18 protein-coding genes and 1 pseudogene are annotated in these 19935 nt (G+C 49.3%); 6 read left to right on the forward strand and 13 right to left on the reverse strand.

Annotation, left to right across the window (positions count from 1 at the left end; translation table 11 throughout):
• Positions 1-184: 184 nt before the first annotated feature.
• From aroA to AKG09_RS05520, 5 genes are all read right to left on the reverse strand, one after another.
• Complete coding sequence (gene aroA, locus AKG09_RS05500; protein WP_054618467.1) at positions 185-1474, reverse strand: 3-phosphoshikimate 1-carboxyvinyltransferase; 1290 nt, start codon at positions 1472-1474, stop codon at positions 185-187.
• Positions 1475-1585: 111 nt separating this feature from the next.
• Positions 1586-2152, reverse strand: a complete 567-nt coding sequence (locus AKG09_RS05505) for a YceI family protein (protein ID WP_054618468.1) — start codon at positions 2150-2152, stop codon at positions 1586-1588.
• Positions 2153-2297: 145 nt separating this feature from the next.
• A complete protein-coding gene (locus AKG09_RS05510) occupies positions 2298-2861 on the reverse strand; it encodes a peptidylprolyl isomerase (protein WP_231623905.1) in 564 nt (187 codons plus the stop codon).
• A gap of 155 nt (positions 2862-3016) precedes the next feature.
• The gene (locus AKG09_RS05515; protein ID WP_054618470.1) at positions 3017-3985 is read right to left on the reverse strand and encodes a class 1 fructose-bisphosphatase; all 969 of its coding nucleotides are present in this window, start codon (positions 3983-3985) and stop codon (positions 3017-3019) included.
• A 112-nt stretch (positions 3986-4097) separates the two neighbouring features.
• Complete coding sequence (locus AKG09_RS05520) at positions 4098-4340, reverse strand: NF038104 family lipoprotein (RefSeq protein WP_082391847.1); 243 nt, start codon at positions 4338-4340, stop codon at positions 4098-4100.
• Positions 4341-4465: 125 nt separating this feature from the next.
• Between AKG09_RS05520 and uvrB the strand changes: the two genes are divergently transcribed.
• The 3 genes and pseudogenes from uvrB (at position 4466) to AKG09_RS05535 (ending at position 8208) form a co-directional block, all read left to right on the forward strand.
• Positions 4466-6496, forward strand: coding sequence for an excinuclease ABC subunit UvrB (gene uvrB / locus AKG09_RS05525; protein ID WP_054618537.1), 2031 nt, complete (start codon positions 4466-4468; stop codon positions 6494-6496).
• 5 nt (positions 6497-6501) lie between these two features.
• On the forward strand, positions 6502-7377 hold the full coding sequence (locus AKG09_RS05530) for a HEPN domain-containing protein (RefSeq protein WP_054618471.1): 876 nt from the start codon (positions 6502-6504) through the stop codon (positions 7375-7377).
• A 336-nt stretch (positions 7378-7713) separates the two neighbouring features.
• A pseudogene (locus tag AKG09_RS05535) lies at positions 7714-8208 on the forward strand (transposase).
• Positions 8209-8383: 175 nt separating this feature from the next.
• Here AKG09_RS05535 and AKG09_RS05540 read toward each other — a convergent pair.
• The gene (locus AKG09_RS05540) at positions 8384-9709 is read right to left on the reverse strand and encodes a DEAD/DEAH box helicase (protein ID WP_009116627.1); all 1326 of its coding nucleotides are present in this window, start codon (positions 9707-9709) and stop codon (positions 8384-8386) included.
• Positions 9710-10027: 318 nt separating this feature from the next.
• Between AKG09_RS05540 and AKG09_RS05545 the strand changes: the two genes are divergently transcribed.
• Both AKG09_RS05545 and AKG09_RS05550 read left to right on the forward strand, forming a co-directional pair.
• Positions 10028-10714 carry a M48 family metallopeptidase gene (locus AKG09_RS05545; protein ID WP_054618472.1) on the forward strand — a complete coding sequence of 229 codons (687 nt, stop codon included), beginning with the start codon at positions 10028-10030 and terminating at the stop codon, positions 10712-10714.
• 32 nt (positions 10715-10746) lie between these two features.
• Positions 10747-10983 carry a glutaredoxin family protein gene (locus AKG09_RS05550; RefSeq protein ID WP_054618473.1) on the forward strand — a complete coding sequence of 79 codons (237 nt, stop codon included), beginning with the start codon at positions 10747-10749 and terminating at the stop codon, positions 10981-10983.
• A 191-nt stretch (positions 10984-11174) separates the two neighbouring features.
• Here the strand turns inward: AKG09_RS05550 and AKG09_RS05555 are convergent, their stop codons facing one another.
• From AKG09_RS05555 to AKG09_RS05565, 3 genes are all read right to left on the reverse strand, one after another.
• Complete coding sequence (locus tag AKG09_RS05555; protein WP_054618474.1) at positions 11175-12311, reverse strand: ABC transporter permease; 1137 nt, start codon at positions 12309-12311, stop codon at positions 11175-11177.
• 19 nt (positions 12312-12330) lie between these two features.
• Positions 12331-13674 carry a sodium-dependent transporter gene (locus tag AKG09_RS05560; protein WP_054618475.1) on the reverse strand — a complete coding sequence of 448 codons (1344 nt, stop codon included), beginning with the start codon at positions 13672-13674 and terminating at the stop codon, positions 12331-12333.
• Between the two features lie 159 nt (positions 13675-13833).
• Complete coding sequence (locus AKG09_RS05565) at positions 13834-15042, reverse strand: ABC transporter permease (protein ID WP_054618476.1); 1209 nt, start codon at positions 15040-15042, stop codon at positions 13834-13836.
• A 338-nt stretch (positions 15043-15380) separates the two neighbouring features.
• Here AKG09_RS05565 and AKG09_RS05570 point away from each other — a divergent pair, with 338 nt between their 5' ends.
• A complete protein-coding gene (locus tag AKG09_RS05570; protein WP_054618477.1) occupies positions 15381-16421 on the forward strand; it encodes an endonuclease/exonuclease/phosphatase family protein in 1041 nt (346 codons plus the stop codon).
• 188 nt (positions 16422-16609) lie between these two features.
• Here the strand turns inward: AKG09_RS05570 and AKG09_RS05575 are convergent, their stop codons facing one another.
• The 4 genes from AKG09_RS05575 to smpB all read right to left on the reverse strand — a co-directional run bounded on the left by AKG09_RS05575 (position 16610) and on the right by smpB (position 19907).
• Positions 16610-16984, reverse strand: a complete 375-nt coding sequence (locus AKG09_RS05575; protein ID WP_054618478.1) for a hypothetical protein — start codon at positions 16982-16984, stop codon at positions 16610-16612.
• Positions 16985-17235: 251 nt separating this feature from the next.
• Positions 17236-18801 carry a glutamine-hydrolyzing GMP synthase gene (gene guaA / locus AKG09_RS05580; RefSeq protein ID WP_054618538.1) on the reverse strand — a complete coding sequence of 522 codons (1566 nt, stop codon included), beginning with the start codon at positions 18799-18801 and terminating at the stop codon, positions 17236-17238.
• Between the two features lie 102 nt (positions 18802-18903).
• Entirely contained in the window at positions 18904-19245 is a 342-nt protein-coding gene (locus AKG09_RS05585) for a hypothetical protein (protein WP_054618479.1), read from the reverse strand.
• Positions 19246-19460: 215 nt separating this feature from the next.
• Entirely contained in the window at positions 19461-19907 is a 447-nt protein-coding gene (gene smpB, locus AKG09_RS05590; protein WP_054618539.1) for an SsrA-binding protein SmpB, read from the reverse strand.
• Between the last annotated feature and the right edge of the window lie 28 nt (positions 19908-19935).

The following is a 19935-nucleotide window of genomic DNA, read 5'->3' on the forward strand; positions in this document are numbered from 1 at the left end:
TAAGCAGGTGTTTTCTTCATTTGGATTTAAAGGAATGAAAAAGCAGCTATGGCTGAAAGATTGAGGGGCTAATCTACTTCATCTCTTTTATCATTGCTTTGGTATGGAGAAAAAGACTTGGGTTTTTTATAGTCGGGCCCGTTGACACAATGCCTGTCTGAAAATGTTTTCAGACAGGCATTGTTTATTTCTGCAATGAAGCAAACACATCGAAGTAATCAGGGAATGTTTTGTGCGTACATTTCGGGTCGTTAATCACAACCGGCACGCCCAGCAAGGAAACCAATGAAAAACACATCGCCATACGGTGATCATCGTAAGTATCGATTTCGGCATTGGGTGTTAGAGTAGCAGGCGGTGTAATGTGGATGGCTTCCGGTTCTTCTTCTACAATTGCGCCGACTTTCCGCAATTCATTGGCCATGGCAGCGATGCGGTCGGTTTCTTTTACGCGCCAAGAGCCGATATTGCGCAGGCTGCATGGTGCGCCGGTTGCGAGTGCGACTACGGCCAGCGTCATGGCTGCATCCGGGATATGGTTTGCGTCTAAATCGAAGGGCAGCACTTTCTGGCCTTGCGCACGGCTCACTTCGATAAAATCTTCTCCCCAAGATACTGAGGCACCGATTTTTTCCAGCTCATTGGCAAATGCCACATCACCTTGAATCGCATGTTTGCCCAAGCCGGTTACACGGATGGGCACACCTGATAATAAGCCCGCAGCGAGAAAATAAGATGCGCTGGAGGCATCGCCTTCTACATGAATGGTTTCGGGTGCATGATAGCGCGCGCCTGCGGGAATTTTGAATATTTCGTGATTGTGATTTTCCACGTTCACACCGAACTTGGCCATCAGGTTTAAAGTGATGTCGATGTAGGGTTTGGAAATCAATTCGCCTTCCACATGAATTTCAAACGCCTTTCCGGTCAGCGGCAGAGCCATGAGCAAGGCGGTAAGGTATTGGCTCGACACATTGCCGCGAATCGGAATAATCCTCGTGTCTTTATCCTGAAATTCGTTGATGCGCAGAGGGGGAAAGCCTTCATTGCCTAAATAGTCGATTTGCGCACCGGCAATCCTTAATGCGTCCACCAAATCGCCAATCGGCCGCTCGTGCATACGCGGCACGCCGTGCAGATGGTAATCACCGCCGAGTATGGCTAAAACGGCAGTAAGCGGGCGGAATGCTGTGCCGGCATTGCCTAAAAATAAATCAGCATTGCGGTTTGGAAATGAGCCCTTACAGCCATGCACAACCAAACCTGATTCGTTGCGTTCCAGTTTCACGCCGAGTGTTTCCAGCGCTTCAAGCATACGGTCGGTATCGTCTGATTTTAATAAGGACTTGATAACGCAGCTGTTATCGGAAAGCGCAGCTAAAAGCAGGGTACGGTTGCTGATGCTTTTGGAGCCGGGCAGGGCAATGGTAGAGGGTTTTAGCTCGGAAGCGGGCAGGCGGATGAAATCGGTCATGGTTGTGAGTTTCTTGGAAAAAGGGATGCTTATTATGCCAAGAATCGGGTGTTTCTTAAAGATGGGTTTACTATCAATCGGTTTGATGAAATGCCTGTCTGAAAGCTTTCTTTAGTGATTTGTAGCCGCTTCTATCACAACGGTTAAATCCACGTCTCTGCCTACGCCTTTACCTATCAAATAATTCATACCCCATTGGGTGCGGTCAAGTGTGGCGGTAAAGCGGCCTCTGCAAACGCGGTTTTTATGCGGCTGGCCGGTTCGGCAACCGAATTTTTGTGCAACCAATTTAACCGGATGGGTTTTTCCGAGAGCGGTTAAATTGCCGTTTACGGAAACCAGATTGCCGTTTTGGAAATTGAATTGTGTGGAAACAAAGCGCATCTTAGGAAATGCTTGTGCGTTAAATAAATCTTCCGATTTAAGATATTCGGTAAATTGATTGCTGCTTGTTTTGAGTGTGTTTACCGGAATAATAAGGTCGATGGTGCCGGTTTGCCGGGTTTCGTCAAAAGCCAATACGCCGTTAAGGCCGTAGAAGCCGCCGACATGGCTTTTTTGACCCAAGTATAGGAGGCTGAAGCGGGCGTGGGCATGTTGGCTGTTGATGGTGTAGTTGGCTGCGGTTGCGAGTGTTGTCAGTGCAAGAAAAAACAGGCCGGAAAGAAAGTGTTTCATTATATTGAATATGTTAAGTGCGCAGACGCTGAGTGAGGAGTCAATCTAAAATAGTACACTCCGTCATATTCGGGTTAAGCCCGAGTATGATCGGTAAATTTTATTGTTTGAAACGGTAAAAAGCTGCCCTTACGGCAGCTTTGCTTTATTTCAGAATCGTTACTTTCTTGATGATGATCGGTTTGACCGGCACGTTTTGATGGTAACCCTGATTGGTTGTTTGCACTTTGGCAATTTGTTCAACCACATTCATGCCTTCGGTTACTTTGCCGAACACAGCATAGCCTGCATCGCGCGCGCTGTTGCCTTTGCGATTGAGAAAATCATTGTCGACTAAGTTGATGAAAAATTGGCTGGTGGCGGAATTCGGTGATGCGGTGCGCGCCATGGCGATGGTGCCTTTTGTGTTTTTCAGGCCGTTGGCTGCTTCGTTGGTGATGGCTTTTTCGGTGGACTTTTGTGCCATGTCAGCAGTGAATCCGCCGCCTTGAATCATAAACCCGTCAATCACGCGGTGAAAAATGGTGCCGTCGTAAAAGCCTTTGTTGGCATAGTTTACAAAATTGGCTACGGTTTTTGGGGCTTTCGTTTCGTCTAGCGAAAGCTTGATTGTGCCTATATTGGTATCGATCTGTGCCAGCGTTTCGGCCTGCGCGGCAAATGTGCTCAAGCCGATGGCCATGGCTGCGGCCAGATGGAGAAGTTTCATTTGTTTTCCTTTCATAATAGATTGTTTCTGCGGTGTTTATTATATGGCTCGCCATGTTGGCGTGTGTTTTTATTGTGTAAAAGCAAACGAATGCCTGTCTGAAAATGTTGTTAACGTTACACATGGTTTTCAGACAGGCATGGTAAAGTGAGCGCTTAATGCAGCTGGTTTACATATTCCACTTCTTCTTTACTGCCGATAATCACGGCCACGCGCTGGTGCAAGCCCTCAGGCTGGATATCGAGCATATTCTGCTGGGCGTTGCTGCTTTTGCCGCCTGCCTGCTCGATAATCAGGCTGAGCGGGTTGGCTTCATACATTAAGCGCAGTTTGCCGGGCTTAGACGGATCTCGCTTATCGGCCGGATAGAGGAACACACCGCCGCGCATTAAAATGCGGTGGATTTCGGCCACCATGCTGGCTACCCAGCGCATATTATAGTTTTTGCCGCGAGCGCCGGTATCGCCCGCCATCAGCAATTTGATATATTGCTGTACAGGTGCAAACCAGTGGCGCTGGTTGGAGGCATTGATGGCATATTCTTTGGTCTGCTCGGGCACGCTTGGGTTTTCTTTGGTGAGTATAAATTCGTTTTGATTATTCAGCGTAAATACAAACACGCCGTGCTTAAGCGTGAACACAAGCTGGGTTTGCGGGCCGTAAAGCACATAGCCGCTGCCCACTTGCTCGCTGCCTTTTTGCAGGAACGATTGGGTTTCCAAAGTGCCTGTGGGCTTGGCGAGAATGGAGAAAATGGTGCCCACAGAGATATTCACATCGATATTGGAAGAGCCGTCGAGCGGGTCGAAGAGTACTAAATAGCCGCCGTTTTCATTACAGGCCACAAAAGTATCTTCTTCTTCGCTGGCCAAGCCGGCCACGGCAGGGTTGGCTTTGAGTTGCTCAATCAGGATATTGTTGGCGATCACGTCGAGTTTTTTCTGATCCTCGCCTTGCACGTTTCCCGAACCCGCTTCGCCCAACACACCGGCCAGCGCACCCTGACGCACTTTACCGCTGATTTCAACGCAGGCTGCCACCGTGCTTTCCAGCACGCTGCCCAATTCGGCGGGAAGTTGGTTGGTTTGCAGATGTTGTTTTAGAAAAGATGGAAAAGTTTGCATGGTATTCTCGTTGTTTAGGGGTGGATGTAATCGGCTGTAAGTTTAATATAAATGAGGGTTTTAAACAATTTCAGACAGGCATTGTTTAATGATGCCTGTCTGAAAAGTGCCTTTATTCCGAAGGCTCGTAATCGGAAGCTTCAATCTGCGCTTTTTCTTTTTTACGCTTTTTCTTGTTTTCGTCTTTATCCTTATCGGGAATCGCCGCATCAATCACTGCGCCAGTGCCTTTCACCACCACTTTGCTCGCCGTAAACACCGTGGTTGCGGCCAAATCCACCGCGCTGGCCACCAGGCAGCCTTGCAGGCCGAAGCAGCATAGAAAAAGCGCACCCAAGCGCAAAGAAAGTTTCATGTTTTCAAAACCCAAAAATTAAGATGGGCAATATTATAGCGCAAACCGAATGCCTGTCTGAAAGCCTTTTTCAGACAGGCATTTGCTATAATCTTTACTTTTCCCCATTTCAAGCAGGCCGCATTATGGAAGTGATTCAATACGAAAATTCCCCCTTCAAACTCTACCAGCCTTTTCCGCCTGCCGGCGACCAGCCCACCGCGATTGCCGGCCTGCTTGAAGGGCTTTCAGACGGCCTCGCTTACCAAACCCTGCTTGGCGTAACCGGTTCGGGCAAAACTTATACGATGGCGAATGTGATTGCCCGAAGCGGCCGCCCGGCCATCATCATGGCGCACAATAAAACCCTGGCGGCGCAGCTTTATGCCGAGATGCGCGAGTTTTTCCCCGAAAACGCGGTGGAATACTTCGTTTCCTACTACGACTACTACCAACCCGAAGCCTATGTGCCCAGCCGCGACCTGTTTATCGAAAAAGATTCCGCGATTAACGAACACATCGAGCAGATGCGCCTTTCCGCCACCAAAAACCTGATGACGCGCAACGACGTGATTATCGTCGCCACCGTGTCCGCCATTTACGGTATCGGCGACCCCACCGAGTATCAACAAATGGTGCTTTCCGTGAAAGAGGGCGACACCATTGAGCAGCGCGACATTATTTCTACCCTCGTTTCCATGCAATACGATCGCGGCGAAATGGATTTCAAACGCGGCTCCTTCCGCGTGCGCGGCGACGTGATCGACGTGTATCCCGCCGAAAGCTCCGACAACGCCTTGCGCATCAACCTATTTGACGACGAAATCGACCGCCTAGACATTTTCGACCCGCTCACAGGCAGCAACATCCAGCGGGTAGGGCGCTACACCGTGTTCCCCTCCAGCCACTACGTGACCCCACGCGACACCGTGCTGCGCGCTTGCGAAAGCATTAAAGAAGAACTGCGCGAACGCATTGATTTCTTTACCAAAGAAAACCGCCCCGTTGAAACCCAACGCATCGAGCAGCGCACACGCTTCGACCTCGAAATGCTCTACGAAATGGGTTTCTGCAAAGGCATCGAAAACTACTCGCGCCACTTTTCCGGCAAAAAAGAAGGCGAACCGCCGCCCACGCTGATGGATTATCTGCCTGATAACGCCATCATGTTTATCGACGAAAGCCACGTTACCGTTACCCAAATCGGCGGTATGTACAAAGGCGACGCCAGCCGCAAACAAAACCTCGTCGACTACGGCTTCCGCCTGTCTTCCGCCCGCGACAACCGCCCGCTCAAATTCCACGAATTTGAAAAAATCATGCCGCAAACCATCTTTGTTTCCGCCACGCCCGCCAAATACGAAGAAGAACATGCCGGCCAAGTGGTCGAGCAAGTAGTGCGCCCCACCGGCCTCGTCGACCCGCAAATCGAAATCCGCCCCGTCGCCACCCAAGTGGACGACTTACTCAGCGAAATCAACGACCGCATCACCAAAGGCGAGCGCGTACTCGTGACCACCCTCACCAAACGCATGGCCGAACAGCTCACCGGCTATTACAGCGAACTCGGCATCAAAGTGCGCTATCTGCACAGCGATATTGATACCGTTGAGCGTGTTGAAATCATTCGAGATTTGCGCCTCGGCCTGTTTGACGTGCTCGTCGGCATCAACCTTTTACGCGAAGGCTTGGATATCCCCGAAGTCTCCCTCGTTGCCATCCTCGATGCCGACAAAGAAGGCTTCCTGCGCAGCCACCGCAGCCTGATCCAAACCATAGGCCGCGCCGCCCGCAACGTAAACGGCGTAGCGATTTTGTATGCCGACAAAATCACCGATTCCATGAAAGCCGCCATCGAAGAAACCGAACGCCGCCGCGAAAAACAGATTAAATTCAACCAAGAACACGGCATCGTGCCGAAGCAGATTACTAAACAGGTAAAAGACATTATTGACGGCGTGTACCACGACGATTCAGGTAGCCCCAAAGGCAAAGGCCGTCTGAAAACCAAAGTGAAAGTGGGCGAAATTCACACCGAAGAAGACGCCATTAAAGAAATCGCCAAACTCGAAAAAGCCATGCAGGCCGCGGCAAGGGATTTGCAGTTTGAAGAAGCGGCGGTGTTAAGGGATAAGATTCGCGGGATTAAGGAAGGGTTGTTGTTTGGGGCGGAGTGAGTGTAATGAAAAAAATAGATGAAGCTTTTGTACGACGAATTAATGATATTTTAATTGAGCACGATATCCCCATTAGAGATAGACCATTAGAAACAATGTTTCTTTGGATGCAAGAAAATAAGATTGTTGAAAATTTTTTTGAACTTGATGAATATGATTTTATAAAACAAGTATATAAAAAAATTTACCCTAATGAAGATTTTTCTCTAGCTGTTTTGAAAAGTGCCATTGCTATTAGAGATAAAATGTACAACGTGAATGTTCCGATAATTTTTGGTAGCTATATGATAGATATTTTGAATTTGATACAAATAAAACAACAGGAATTGGAAAATATCTTTCAAAACTACCCCGAACAGGGGTGGCGCGCCTATTATGGTGTTGCCGATTTGGTTGATTATGCGTATGCCGTTGATGATTTAAGGTTGGAGGAGGGAGAGTGTTCACAATTGTTGGAACAAGCTACTAATAATTTGATAGCAACGAATAGAATATTATCTCAAGATGAAAATTTGGACGCTGCAGTTCAAACAATCTGCATCACAGCTGAATTATCTCTAAAAGCGGTTTTGGCAAAATTTGGATATAATGAAGAAAGAAGAAGAAATATTGGACATAATATTTATAATCTTGCGAAGGAGATAGTAAAGATAAAATCCATGAATTCTGATGATAGGTTCTTATCTGAATGTGGCCGTTTTCCAAATTATGTACAAAGTCGATATATTTCTTCAGGATTATCTAGAAGGCAGTTAATAAATTTGACTATGCGCGTTCAGTTTGTAGCGGCAGAGGCAGTTAGAAGGATTTCAAATAGAAATCTCGCTAGGGAGCTTGAAATGGATAAATTAAATTTACCACGTCCAAGTTTTGATTTATAGCAAGTGTAGCCTGCGTCCGTAGCAAGCGTAGCCTGTGTGCGTAGGGTGTGTGCCATCGGCACGCACGCGTTGTCGGAATCTTTGAAGCCGCGTGCGTGGCTTACGCCACACACCCTACCTGCAAATAAACAACGAGGCCGTCTGAATTTCAGACGGCCTTCATGCTGTTGTCTCAAATGCGGCAAACAAGCGTAGGTCGGATACTTGTATCCGACAAAATGCTTGGTATAACAGAAATGTTTAATCGTTGTGATAATGTATAAACGTCGGATTCGAGAATCCGACCTACATCTTGTATTATCTGTATCGGTCAATTTGTATCACAAGGGGAAAACTATGCGATATCGTCGATATTACCGTGCGGGCGGAACGTATTTCTTTACGGTGGTGGCGCATAACCGCCAACCGGTTTTAACCGGTGATTCCGTGCGTTCGGCTTTGCGTGAGGCTGTTTGGGCGGTGCGGGGAAAATACCCGTTTGAAATTACGGCATGGGTGTTGATGCCCGATCATCTGCATACCATTTGGCATTTGCCTGAAAACGATGCGGATTGTTCCGAACGTTAGCGGCAAATCAAACGGCACAGCCAATATTTAATCGGTGCTGATGTGCGATTATGGCAAAAACGGTTTTGGGAACACATTATTCGTGATGAGGCGGATTTTGCCCGTCATTTCGATTATGTGCATTTCAATCCGGTGAAACACGGCCATGTGCCACAGGTATCGGATTGGCCATTTTCTACGTTTCACCGTTATGTGAAACAAGGGGTTTATCCGCAGCACTGGGGTGGGGATAGTTTGGATTTTTCGTTGGAGTATGATGAATAAACAGAACCGTAGGTCGGATACTTGTATTCGACAAAATGATCGTGATAGCACCAATGTCGGATTCAAGAATCCGACTACATTGATTAATCGCACCTACATACAAGATGCCTGTCTGAAAATTGTTTTTCAGACAGGCATCTTGTATGGTTGTTAGAGACTGTTTTGCAAGCAGCTATCAGTTTCTTTTTTTATCTTGTTTTTTGAAGTTGCCGCTGCTGGATTTTTTGGCTTTTTTAAATCCGCCGTCTTTACGCGCGCTGCCATCTTTGCGTGCGCCCCATTTTTTATCCGAAGCGCCGCGTTTGTCGCCCCAGCTACCTTTGCCTCCTTTTGGCTTGCCGGCTGGCTTGTTGCGTTTGCGGGTCGGCTCCATGCCTTCGATGGTCATTTCGGGCAGTTTGCGGCCGATGTATTTTTCGATTTTGTGCACTTTCACATATTCGTTTACTTCGGCAAAGGTGATTGCCAAGCCGGTGCGGCCTGCGCGGCCGGTGCGGCCGATACGGTGCACGTAATCTTCGGCTTGTTTGGGCAAGTCGTAGTTGATCACATGGGTGATGGTGGGCACGTCGATGCCGCGTGCGGCTACGTCGGTGGCGACGAGGATTTTGCAGCGGCCTTTGCGCAGATCCATCAGGGTGCGGTTGCGCCAGCCCTGTGGCATGTCGCCGTGCAGGCAGTTGGCGGCAAAGCCTTTATCGTATAACTCGTCGGCCAAAACCTCGGTCATGGCTTTGGTTGAAGTGAAAATCACGCATTGGTCGATATTGGCATCGCGCAGGATGTAATCGAGCAGGCGGTCTTTGTGGCGTTTGTCGTCGCAATATAAAAGCTGCTCTTCGATTTTGCCTTGATCGTCAACGCGTTCGATTTCGATCACTTCGGGGTTTTTGGTCAGCTTGCGCGCGAGTTTGCCCACAGCGCCATCCCAAGTAGCCGAGAAAAGCAGGGTTTGGCGGCTTTCGGGGGTGGCGGCCACGATGGTTTCGATGTCGTCGATAAAACCCATGTCGAGCATGCGGTCTGCTTCGTCGAGAATCAATACTTCGAGGCGGTCGAAATCGACTTTGCCGCTGTCCATTAAATCCATCAGGCGGCCTGGTGTGGCCACAACCAAATCGACGGGTTTGCTTAATGCGCGGATTTGTTGGCCGAATGATGAGCCGCCAACGATGGTTACGGTGCGGAACCATTTCATATTTTTGGCATAGGCTTGCGCATTTTTTTCAACTTGCGCAGCCAATTCGCGGGTGGGCGCGAGCACGAGTGCGCGCGGGCCTTTGCCGGATTTTTCGCTGCGTTTGGTCAGGCGCTGGAGCGTGGGCAGCAGGAATGCGGCGGTTTTGCCTGAGCCGGTTTGTGCGCCGGCCATGATGTCGCGGCCTTCCAATGCTGCGGGCAGGGCTTGCGCCTGAATGGGGGTGGGGGTTTCGTAGCCTTCGGTTTTGAGGGCGGAGAGGATGTTTTTATCGTGCAGTAAATCGCTGAATTTGATAGACATGGTGTTCCTAAAACATCAACAACACCTTCTGCCCGGCAATATGCAGGCAGCCTGAAGCAGGGGAAAAAAGAATAAAGAATATCGCTTTTAAAGGTTGTCGCAAGCTCGAGGGCTTGTGTTAACATCGGCGACAACCTGCAAGGCTGGTTTTGCGTGGGTAAATTTGGCAAAACCAAAAAGAAAAGCCTTATCCGAAGATAGGCATTTTATAAAGTTGGCTGAAGACGATGGCTTCAAATAAAATGAGTGCGAATCTTAGAGGTTTTGTGCTTATTAGTCAAGAAGTTTCTGTTTCAGACAGGCATCGGTTTATTTGGGATGATTCGTAAAAAACATATTTTAAATAATGGGCAAAGCATTGCTTTGCAGCTTCGGCGCAGTGCGAAGAAAAATATTATTATGCGGCCGGTGACGGCGGATGAAATCAGCGTGAACATTCCGCCGTTTTTAAGCGAGCGCAAGCTGGATAAATGGCTGTCTGAAAACGAGCATTTTGTGCTGGATTTGCTGCAACGTGCCGGTAAAGGGCAAGCGGCGGTGCGGCCGGAAAGTGTGTGGTATCGTGGTATGCGGCATGAATTGCTTGAACACGATGCTGCGTTTGTGGCTTTGCAGCAAGGTGCGCTACGGCTGCCGCGGGGTGATTGGGCGGCGCAGAAAAAGCATTTGTCCCGTTATTTGCGGGCGCATGCCGAGGAAATGTTGCTGCCGCGCTTGATGTATCATGCCGCTCAAACCGGATTGCAGCCTGTGGCGGTAAAGTTATCCGATGCGAAAACGTTTTGGGGCGTATGCAGAACGCGTACCGGCATACGCTTAAATTGGCGCTTAATCGGCGCGCCGGATTTTGTAGCGGATTATGTGTGCATACACGAACTCTGCCATCTGCGCCATTTAAATCACAGCAGCGATTTTTGGGCTTTGGTAAACAGGTTTACGCCGTACACGCTTGAAGCGAAAAACTGGTTGAAACGGCATGGTAATGAATTGTTTGTGTCGGGCTGAGTGAATGCCTGTCTGAAAAGAAGGATGATAATGTGAAGCTGACTTTGATGTTTCGGGAATATTGCAGCTTGTGCCACAAAATGCGCGATGAGCTGAAGCCTTTGCAGGAAGAATTCGGTTTTGAGCTGGAAGTGCTGGATGTGGATGAAGATGCGGTATTGGAAGCGCAATATAATGAACTCGTGCCGGTTTTGCTGCATGAGGGCCGGGAGCTTTGCCATTGGCACTTGAATGAAGGGCTGGTTAGGGAATATTTGGCAGGCTGGTAAAGAGGAGGCCGGTAAACGCAGCGGTTGATGGTTTGAGGCAAATGATTGGGATAATGGAAATGCCTGTCTGAAAACTTGTGTTGCTTGTTTTTAGACAGGCATTTATTTGCGGGCGGGTTTGTTGTTTGTAGAAATAATGTAACTGTATTTTCACATACGGAGTTGTAGCCTGCATTTAAAAAGCAACTCCGTTACGGTTCAAACGTGGTGCGGCTGTATTTCACATACCACCATAAAATCAGCCAATAAACCGCCAATAATCCCAATAATATCCACAATAAATATGCTCCTTCGGTAAACGGTGTGCCGATTTGGTTGAACCGCACCGAAGCCTGAATGCCCGCCGTACTCGGAATCAGCCAGCGGAGCCATTGCAAAGGCAGCGGCAGAGATTCGGCGGGCCAGGCGTAGCCGCTGAGGAAAAACATTGGTATCGAAGTAAACATTAGGAGCTGCAAAGAACGCTCGCGTTTTTGAAACCACAAGCCGAACAAGCAGCCGAGTGTGGCAACCGTAGGCGCAAACAACAGCGTAAAAGCCAGCATGCCGCCGATATTCTGCCCGCGCGCATAGTCTTGAATATAAAACACCCAGCCGAAGTAAAACAGCGACATCAGCCAGCCCATCATTGAGAGCGCAAAAATCCTGCCTGCCCATGCCCGCATGGTGGCGTATTGCCGTTTCTGTTCGCGCCATGTGCCTACCAACAAAGCCGAGCCCATCATCAGAAGCTGCTGAACAATCAGCACCGCCACGCCCGGCACAACATAATTGCCGTAGCCTTGCGTAGGGTTATATTGCACCTGCATGGCAAACGGAATCGGATTTTGCGCGGCAAAGGCTTGTTCCGAAGTCATGCCGCCCGCTTGCAGGCGTTTGATTTGGATGCCTGCGGAAACCGTGCCTACCACTTCGGCAAAGCCTGTCTGAACTTCTTTGCTGACCAAAAGATAGCTGCCGTTTGCCAACACGCCTGCCCGTGCGGGCCGCTGCATCATTACATTGTTTTTCAAACCGGCGGGCAGCACCATATAGCCGCCGATTTCCCCTTTCCACAATGCTCTTTTCGCATCATGTTCGCTGGGCATGGCCCGAACGTCTAAGCGCGGGCTGGCTTCAGCCATGCGCACGATACGCTGCGACAAGGTGCTTTTGTCGTAATCGACGATTGCAGCCGGAATCCGCCGCGCCGCCTGCGTGCTGTACGGCCACGGATAGAAAAAACCGTAGAGCACGGGCGCAATCACCAGCATCAGCAACACGCCTTTATCGGAAAAGATGTTGCGGATGGTGTCGATAAATGCGTTGGTAAAAGTTTTTTGTTGCATCGGCGAATTCAGAAGTGTTTTAGAGCGTTATCCAGCCTAAGGTGTTGGCGAACACCAGCAAAATGGCCAGCGGCGCCAGATAGCGTAAAGCAGTATGCCATATCACGCCGATAAACGGCGGCATGGTCGAGCCTTGCTGCATATGCTGCAGCACATCATTGCGCTTTTGCATCCAAGCAGTAAATAAGGCAATCAGCAAAGCGCCGATAGGCATCATCCATGAAGTGATCAGGTAATCCCATAAATCAAAAACGGTTTTGCCGAAAATGGTGTGGTCGGCCAATATGCCGAATGATAGGGCAGAGGGAATTCCTACGATGAGAATTGCGGCACCCAGCAGCCAAGCGGTTTTGCGACGCTTGTGTTCATGATTGTGTATCACAGCGGCCAATACCGTTTCGAGCATCGCAAAAGCCGACGTTAAGGTGGCAAACGAAACCAGCAGCATAAATATCGCAAATAAAACGCCGCCAAACGGAATTTTTTGGAACACGGCAGGTAACACGATAAAAATCAGCCCCGGCCCGGCGCCCGGCTTGAAGCCGAATGCAAATACGGCAGGGAAAATAACCAAGCCGGCAAGCAATGAAACCAGCATGTTCAGCCACATCACGCTGTTGGCCGAGCGGAACAAATCCTGTTTATTCTCCAGATAAGCCGCATAAGTAATCATGGCCGATACGCCCAGACTTAAAGCGAAAAAGGCTTGCCCCAGCGCAGTCAGCACGGATGATGCGTTTACCTCGCTGAAGTCGGGTTGCAGAAAAAACGAAACTCCCGCCATCGAGCCCGGCAAAGTGAGCGAGCGAACGGCTAACAGCAGAAACATCATAAATAAAATCGGCATCAGCCAACGGTTGGCTTTTTCAATACCCTGCGAAATACCGCCTTGCACCACGGAAACGGTGAGCAGCATAAAGAGAATCTGATAGCCGATAGCAGAGAAAGGGTCGCTGATAGTATGGTTAAACAGGGTTTCAAAATCGGTTTGCGCCGAAACAGCTCCCTGAAAAGCATGCACCACATAAGCCAGCACCCAGCCGCCGACCACACTGTAAAACGACAACAACACAAAACACGCCAGCACGCCCATACGCCCGACCCAATGCCAAGGGGTGTTTGGCGCCAGCGTTTTAAAAGCATCAATGGCGTTTTTCCCCGATTTTCTGCCGATATAAAATTCAGCCAGTAAAATCGGCAGGCCGATTAAGATGGTAAAGATTAGAAACAGCAGAAAAAACACTGCGCCGCCGTTGGTGCCGGCAGTGTAGGGAAATTTCCAGATGGCGCCCAGCCCGATTGCCGAGCCTGCCGCAGAGAGAATAAAACCGATTTTGGATGACCAATGTGTTGATTTAGACATGTTTTGAAAGCGTTATTTCAATTTAAAAACAAACATTCATCTTGCTGTGAGGGCGCGATTGTAGCACCGTTTGCTGTTGGCGCGGCAATGCCTGTCTGAAAAATATTCAAGCAGCTATGTATTCAGACAGGCATCCATAAAACCCGTATCACACACGCATTATCTGGCGCCCCAACGCTCAGGCAATTGGTAAGCGCGCTGCGCCAGCTTGGTTGCCGCCAGCATCAGGAGTGTGGCGGCCAGCGCCGACCATAATAAAGGCTCGGCCGCCCATTGCCATGGAACCCCCATTTCCAGCAACCCTTGCTGCAATTCGAGATAATGCGTCAGCGGCAGAAGATCCGACCAATTCTGCGCCCATGGCGGCATGGCGATACGGGGAAATGCAATGCCTGAAAACGCGAAAGCAGGCGCAGTAATGAAACCTGTACTCGATAAGCCCATGCGCAGCGACATCGGCAAAGCCGTAACAATCACACCCAGCCACAGCGATACCAGCATCATTAAACATAGCCCTAGAAACGTTGCCAGCCACGAGAGGGCGCCAACATCATGTATCTGCGCCAGCAGCCATAGCAACATGCCGCTCCATATAGTAAAAGTCAACGTCGGCCACAACAGTTTGCCGCACAAGGCAGACAGCGAATCAGCGAAACGCACGCGCTGATGTTTCAAGCGGCAGCCCGCTTTGGTTAGCCAATCATGCAAACTTTTATCGCGTATTTCGCGCCCGAAAGCCACTGCACCGGCCGTCATGGCCAAAATATGCAGCAGGCCCGGAATCAGCGTGGAGGCCAAAAACTGCTGATAATCTGTGGAAATATTAAACAGGGCCGAAGTGGCCGTGCGTATCGGGCTGAATGTGTTTTCCGCCTGTTGCGGAGATGCCCCGCGTTTGTTGAGCGCTTTCATTTCCACACCTGCCGAGAGCGTGCCCGCCACCGCTTGCACATCGCGCACCAACACGCCGGAAAACGAACCGAATTGCCCGTTGAGCTGCAAAATCAGCGGCGAGGCCTTGCCCTGCTTGATTTGGCGCGAAAAATCATCAGGAATCACCACCACGCCATACACATCTATTTTATCCATAGCTTGTTGCGCGGCGCGTTCGTCGGTGTAGGTTTGAGCCACTTTCAAAGCAGGCGCACCGTCGAGATAGCGCACCACTTGGCGCGACAGGGCGCTATGGTCTTTATCCAGCACGCCGATAGGCAAATCGGTAATGGTGGCGCGGCCGAATATCCACCAAACCAACAGCACACTGGCCAGCGGCAGCCATAATAGCAAGGCAAGCTCCCAGCGTTCGCGGCTCAAATACCGCCATTCCAAACGCGCGCTTTGCCAGAAAATATCAATCAGTTTATTCATATGGTTTTGCTTTTTCAGACAGGCATTGATGCCTGTCTGAAAATATTCAATTCAATATAGAAGCGGCCCCGATGGAGCATCAATTTAATTGTGAACATATCCACCGGTTGAAAGCTTTCCGAGTTAGGCCTAAAGATACACTGCATGGGTTTTAATTGATAAGCTGCAATTATATTGCAGAAAATCAAAGATAAGCAGCCCGGATTTATGCAATATGTTTCAGACAGGCATCCGCATATGCCTGTCTGAAAAAAGATAGCCGGTTTACTGGTTGTATTCATTATAGCTGTTTTGATTTCCCTTTAGTTTTATGCAGCCCAGCCGCCGAAGGAGGATTTATGACTTACTACGCCGGACTCAAACGGATTCAAGATACCACCATCCGCCACCGCACCATCGAAGGCCTGCAACGCCTGCGCCGAGCTTTAGCCGAGCAGATTCCTACCCGTACCGTTTCTGACACGCTGCTGCTTGCCACATGGAACATTCGCGAGTTCGATTCCGGCAAATACGGCTACCGCAGCGAAGAAGCTTATTACTACATTGCCGAAATCCTCAACCACTTCGACTTGATTTCCATCCAAGAAGTGCGCGACGGACTCTACCCGCTGCAACACCTGCAACGGCTGCTTGGCGACAACTGGCAGTTTCTCGTTACCGACGTAACCTTAGGCTCATCGGGTAACTCCGAGCGAATGGCCTATTTGTATGACCGTCGTAAAGTCAGCTTCACCGGTTTGGCTGCCGAACTCGTACTGCCCAAAGACAAAGACGCAGAAGAAGAACCCTTGCAGCTTGCCCGTTCGCCCTATGTGGCAGGCTTCAAAGCAGGCTGGGCTTATCTCACGCTCGCCACCGTGCATATTTATTACGGCCAAAGCGTTGCCGTCGATCCGCGCCGTTTCAACGAAATCAAATCCTTCAGCCAAACCATCGCCAAACACGCCGCCAAACTTTCCGGTGCACCGCAATATCAGCCCGGCGCAGAAGTAAAGCCCGACAACCTCATCATGCTCGGCGACTTCAACATCTTCAACCGCAACGACGTAACCATGCAGGCCATCACCGAAGCCGGATTCGTCGTGCCCGAAGAGCTTAAAACCATTCCCGGCTCCAACGTCGCCAAAGACCGCCATTACGACCAAATTGCCTATTACAAACAACTTGCCAAACTCAAACCCACCGGCCGCGCAGGCATTTTCGACTTCTTCGAACACGTTTACCGTCTGGAAGACGAAGCCGTCTATGCCAAAGAGCGTGAAATCAAACCCGGTCGCAGCTTCAAAGACTGGCGCACCTATCGCATGAGCGATCACCTGCCGATGTGGATTGAGTTGGGGATTGATGATAGCGATGCTTATTTGGATGGGTTGAAATAAGGCAGGATGTTTCGTTTAAAAAAGGCTGTCTGAAAATTTTTTCAGACAGCCTTTGTTCCGATTAGACAAAGCGTTGCATATTTCTCTAATTGATACAACCAGATGTTTATTAGGCTTTATTCCTCTCATTATACTGCACCTCCGCAAATTCTAATTTAACGCACTGTAGATTATCCTCATTTTGCATACTACATCTGAAATGCCGTTATCCAAAAACATATTCCGGCTATAAGTGAAAGCGGAGTCATAACATATTTTTCTTTCCTACTTTTTGAAATCATGTTCATAATAGTATTCAAAGATAGGTAAGTGGCAAAGAAGAAACAAATATTTTTAGTAACCTTAAAAGACAACCACAAGGAAATAAAACCTCCGGCTTGCAAAATAATTATCATTGCAAAAATTTGGATAGCCACCGAAATGACTGCCACAACTCTAAATTTCTTAGGTAAGATTTTATGTTGTCCACCCATTGTAAATTCGCCCAAAGGCAAACCGCAAGCAACAAGAACTGTCATAGTTGCTATAACTCCAAATAATACTGCACCTAATATTGAAAGCATAAATCAATATTCTCCCTTCGCAAAATACAAAAAATTTCAGTTACAAATTCTAATTTATCATTCACTACTTCCAAAAAAAAACCTACCAAAACGATGGAAGGCTTTCTAAAAATTTACTTTAATTCAACAACTCCCTTTTGAACCTACTTTTTCAACTTTTTAAACAGTATCATTCAGAGAGTTTTAATACACCAAAATCGCTCAAAACCTGTTTTTTTAAGCGTTTTATAGCAGTAACATATTTGCTTCTGTTATTCCCACTCAATTGTGGCAGGCGGTTTGCCGCTCACATCGTAAACCACGCGGTTGATGCCGCGTACTTCGTTGATGATGCGGTTGGACACTTTGCCCAACAGCGAATAAGGCAGTTCGGCCCAATGTGCGGTCATGAAGTCGCTGGTTACAACGGCGCGCAACGCCACAACATATTCGTAAGTGCGGCCGTCGCCCATCACGCCGACGGATTTTACCGGCAGGAACACGGCAAAGGCTTGGCTGGTAAGGTCATACCATGAAGTGCCGTTTTCGTCGGTAGTGTTGCGCAGTTCTTGGATGAAAATATCGTCGGCGCGGCGCAGGAGGTCGGCGTATTCTTTTTTCACTTCGCCGAGAATGCGCACGCCCAAGCCGGGGCCGGGGAAGGGGTGGCGGTACACCATTTCGCGCGGCAGGCCGAGGGCTACGCCGAGCTCGCGCACTTCATCTTTAAACAAATCGCGCAGGGGTTCGAGCAGCTTCAGGTTGAGGGTTTCGGGCAGGCCGCCGACGTTGTGGTGGCTCTTGATGGCGTGGGCTTTTTTGGTTTTGGCTCCCGCGCTTTCGATTACGTCGGGGTAAATCGTGCCTTGTGCCAGCCATTTGGCGTTTTGGCGTTTGCCGGCTTCGGTTTGGAACACTTCTACGAATTCGGCGCCGATGATTTTGCGTTTTTGTTCGGGGTCGGTCACGCCGGAGAGTTTGCCCATGAAGTCGTTGGTGGCATCAACGTGAATCACGTTCACGCCTAAATTGCGGGCGAACATATCCATTACCATTTGACCTTCGTTAAGGCGCAGCAGGCCGTGATCGACGAATACACAGGTGAGTTGGTCGCCAATAGCGCGGTGGATCAACGCGGCGGCAACTGAGGAATCTACGCCGCCGGACAAGCCGAGAATCACTTCGTCGCTGCCTACTTGCTCGCGGATTTTTGCCACGGCTTCGTCGATGTAGTTGGGCATGGTCCAGCTGGGTTGCGCGCCGCAGATGTCGAGCACGAAGCGGTTTAAAAGGGCGCGTCCTTGTTTGGTGTGGGTAACTTCGGGGTGGAATTGGATGCCGTAGAATTGTTTTTCTGCATTTTCCATCATGGCAACGGGGCAGCTTGGCGTATCGCCGATGATGCAGAAGCCTTCGGGCAGTTTGGATACTTTGTCGCCGTGGCTCATCCATACGTCGAGCGTGTTGGGCATGCCGTCTGAAAGGCCGCGGGTGAGTTCGCAATCGATGGTTTTCACTTGGGCGTAGCCGAATTCGCGCTGGTCGCCGGGGGAAACTTCGCCGCCGAGGTGGTGCGCCATAAACTGCATGCCGTAGCAGATGCCGAGCACGGGAATGCCTAAGTCGAAAATGCCGGTGTCGGCCTGATAGTCGGATTCGTAAACGGAATTGGGGCCGCCGGAAAGAATGATGCCTTTGGGGTTGAAGGCTTTGATGTCTTCCAAAGGCATGTCGTAGGAGTGCAGTTCGCAGTAAACATGGGCTTCGCGCACGCGGCGGGCGATGAGTTGCGTTACTTGCGAGCCGAAGTCGAGAATGAGGATTTTGTCTTGAATCATGATGGATTGGCTGGAAAATTTTAAGAAAGATTTCGGGCTGGATTTTAACATAGAAAATGCCTGTCTGAATGGTTTCAGACAGGCATTTAATGAGAAGGAATGTTAGTCCGGCCTTTGCAGGCGTTCATGTTTATAGGGGATGATATTGCTGCGTGAAAGCAGCAGCAAGCAGCCTAAGATAATCATGCCTAAGGCGATAAGCGGGGCGTAATCGAGAAAATATTGGCTTTTGAGATAAACAGCCGCGCCGATATAAATCAAGATAGGGCCGGCGACAATGGATTGTTTGTTGATGCCGTCCATAATTAGCACCGCTACGCCGGCCACAGCTAAGGCGGAGGAAACCAAGGTAGCGGTAGCAGGCAAGATGTCGGTGGCTTTTAAAAACCAAACGGCACCTGTGATAATCAGAAACAGCGGCAAAAAGAGGGAAGGGCGTGGCATGAGGTTAAGCTCCTGCTAAAACGTATATATTTCGGATAGGCGCATTATTGGGGCGCAAGGCCTGTCTGAAAAGGCCGGATAAAACGCTCTTGCGTGTTTTTACGGTTTGTTGCCATATTGCATATCTAATATGCAACACAATTATGGTTCACAGCTATTTTCATTAGATAAAATGAATGCCGCCGGATTCGGCGGCTTGGTTTCACCATCTGAGCTTAACGCTCATTTTTCATCAAGCGCTGTTTTTCGCGCTTCCAATCGGCTTCTTTCATGCTTTGGCGTTTGTCGTGTTGTTTTTTACCTTTTGCCAAGCCGATATCCATTTTGATATAGCCGCGATGATAGTGCAGGTTTAAGGGAACAATCGTGTAACCGGCCCGCTCTGTTTTGCCGATGAGTTTATTGATTTCAGATTGCTTCAGCAGCAATTTCCGTTGGCGCACGGGATCGGGCTTAACATGGGTAGATGCGGTAGGCAGGGCGGTGATGTGGCAGCCAACCAAATAAAACGCATCTTTTTTCCAATGAATATAGCTTTCTTTCAACTGCACGCGGCCGGCGCGTATGGCTTTTACTTCCCAACCGTCAAGCACCAAGCCAGCTTCGATTTGGTCTTCAATGAAATAATCGTGAAACGCTTTTCTATTATTGGCGATACTCATGATATAAGCTTCAAAAATACATTCAGAC

The sequence above is a fragment of the Neisseria sp. 83E34 genome, from assembly GCF_001308015.1.
In the GTDB taxonomy this organism is placed as follows: Bacteria; Pseudomonadota; Gammaproteobacteria; order Burkholderiales; family Neisseriaceae; genus Neisseria.

Bases quoted from the DNA above. Each gene is read 5' to 3' on its own strand.
- AKG09_RS05570 (WP_054618477.1), top strand. From the start codon at position 15,381: ATGACTTACTACGCCGGACTCAAACGGATTCAAGATACCACCATCCGC.
- AKG09_RS05575 (WP_054618478.1), bottom strand. From the start codon at position 16,984: ATGCTTTCAATATTAGGTGCAGTATTATTTGGAGTTATAGCAACTATG.
- AKG09_RS05540 (WP_009116627.1), bottom strand. From the start codon at position 9,709: ATGTCTATCAAATTCAGCGATTTACTGCACGATAAAAACATCCTCTCC.
- uvrB (WP_054618537.1), top strand. From the start codon at position 4,466: ATGGAAGTGATTCAATACGAAAATTCCCCCTTCAAACTCTACCAGCCT.
- AKG09_RS05565 (WP_054618476.1), bottom strand. From the start codon at position 15,042: ATGAATAAACTGATTGATATTTTCTGGCAAAGCGCGCGTTTGGAATGG.
- AKG09_RS05520 (WP_082391847.1), bottom strand. From the start codon at position 4,340: ATGAAACTTTCTTTGCGCTTGGGTGCGCTTTTTCTATGCTGCTTCGGC.
- AKG09_RS05515 (WP_054618470.1), bottom strand. From the start codon at position 3,985: ATGCAAACTTTTCCATCTTTTCTAAAACAACATCTGCAAACCAACCAA.
- AKG09_RS05555 (WP_054618474.1), bottom strand. From the start codon at position 12,311: ATGCAACAAAAAACTTTTACCAACGCATTTATCGACACCATCCGCAAC.
- AKG09_RS05530 (WP_054618471.1), top strand. From the start codon at position 6,502: ATGAAAAAAATAGATGAAGCTTTTGTACGACGAATTAATGATATTTTA.
- AKG09_RS05585 (WP_054618479.1), bottom strand. From the start codon at position 19,245: ATGCCACGCCCTTCCCTCTTTTTGCCGCTGTTTCTGATTATCACAGGT.
- AKG09_RS05560 (WP_054618475.1), bottom strand. From the start codon at position 13,674: ATGTCTAAATCAACACATTGGTCATCCAAAATCGGTTTTATTCTCTCT.
- guaA (WP_054618538.1), bottom strand. From the start codon at position 18,801: ATGATTCAAGACAAAATCCTCATTCTCGACTTCGGCTCGCAAGTAACG.
- AKG09_RS05505 (WP_054618468.1), bottom strand. From the start codon at position 2,152: ATGAAACACTTTCTTTCCGGCCTGTTTTTTCTTGCACTGACAACACTC.
- smpB (WP_054618539.1), bottom strand. From the start codon at position 19,907: ATGAGTATCGCCAATAATAGAAAAGCGTTTCACGATTATTTCATTGAA.
- aroA (WP_054618467.1), bottom strand. From the start codon at position 1,474: ATGACCGATTTCATCCGCCTGCCCGCTTCCGAGCTAAAACCCTCTACC.
- AKG09_RS05545 (WP_054618472.1), top strand. From the start codon at position 10,028: ATGATTCGTAAAAAACATATTTTAAATAATGGGCAAAGCATTGCTTTG.
- AKG09_RS05510 (WP_231623905.1), bottom strand. From the start codon at position 2,861: ATGAAACTTCTCCATCTGGCCGCAGCCATGGCCATCGGCTTGAGCACA.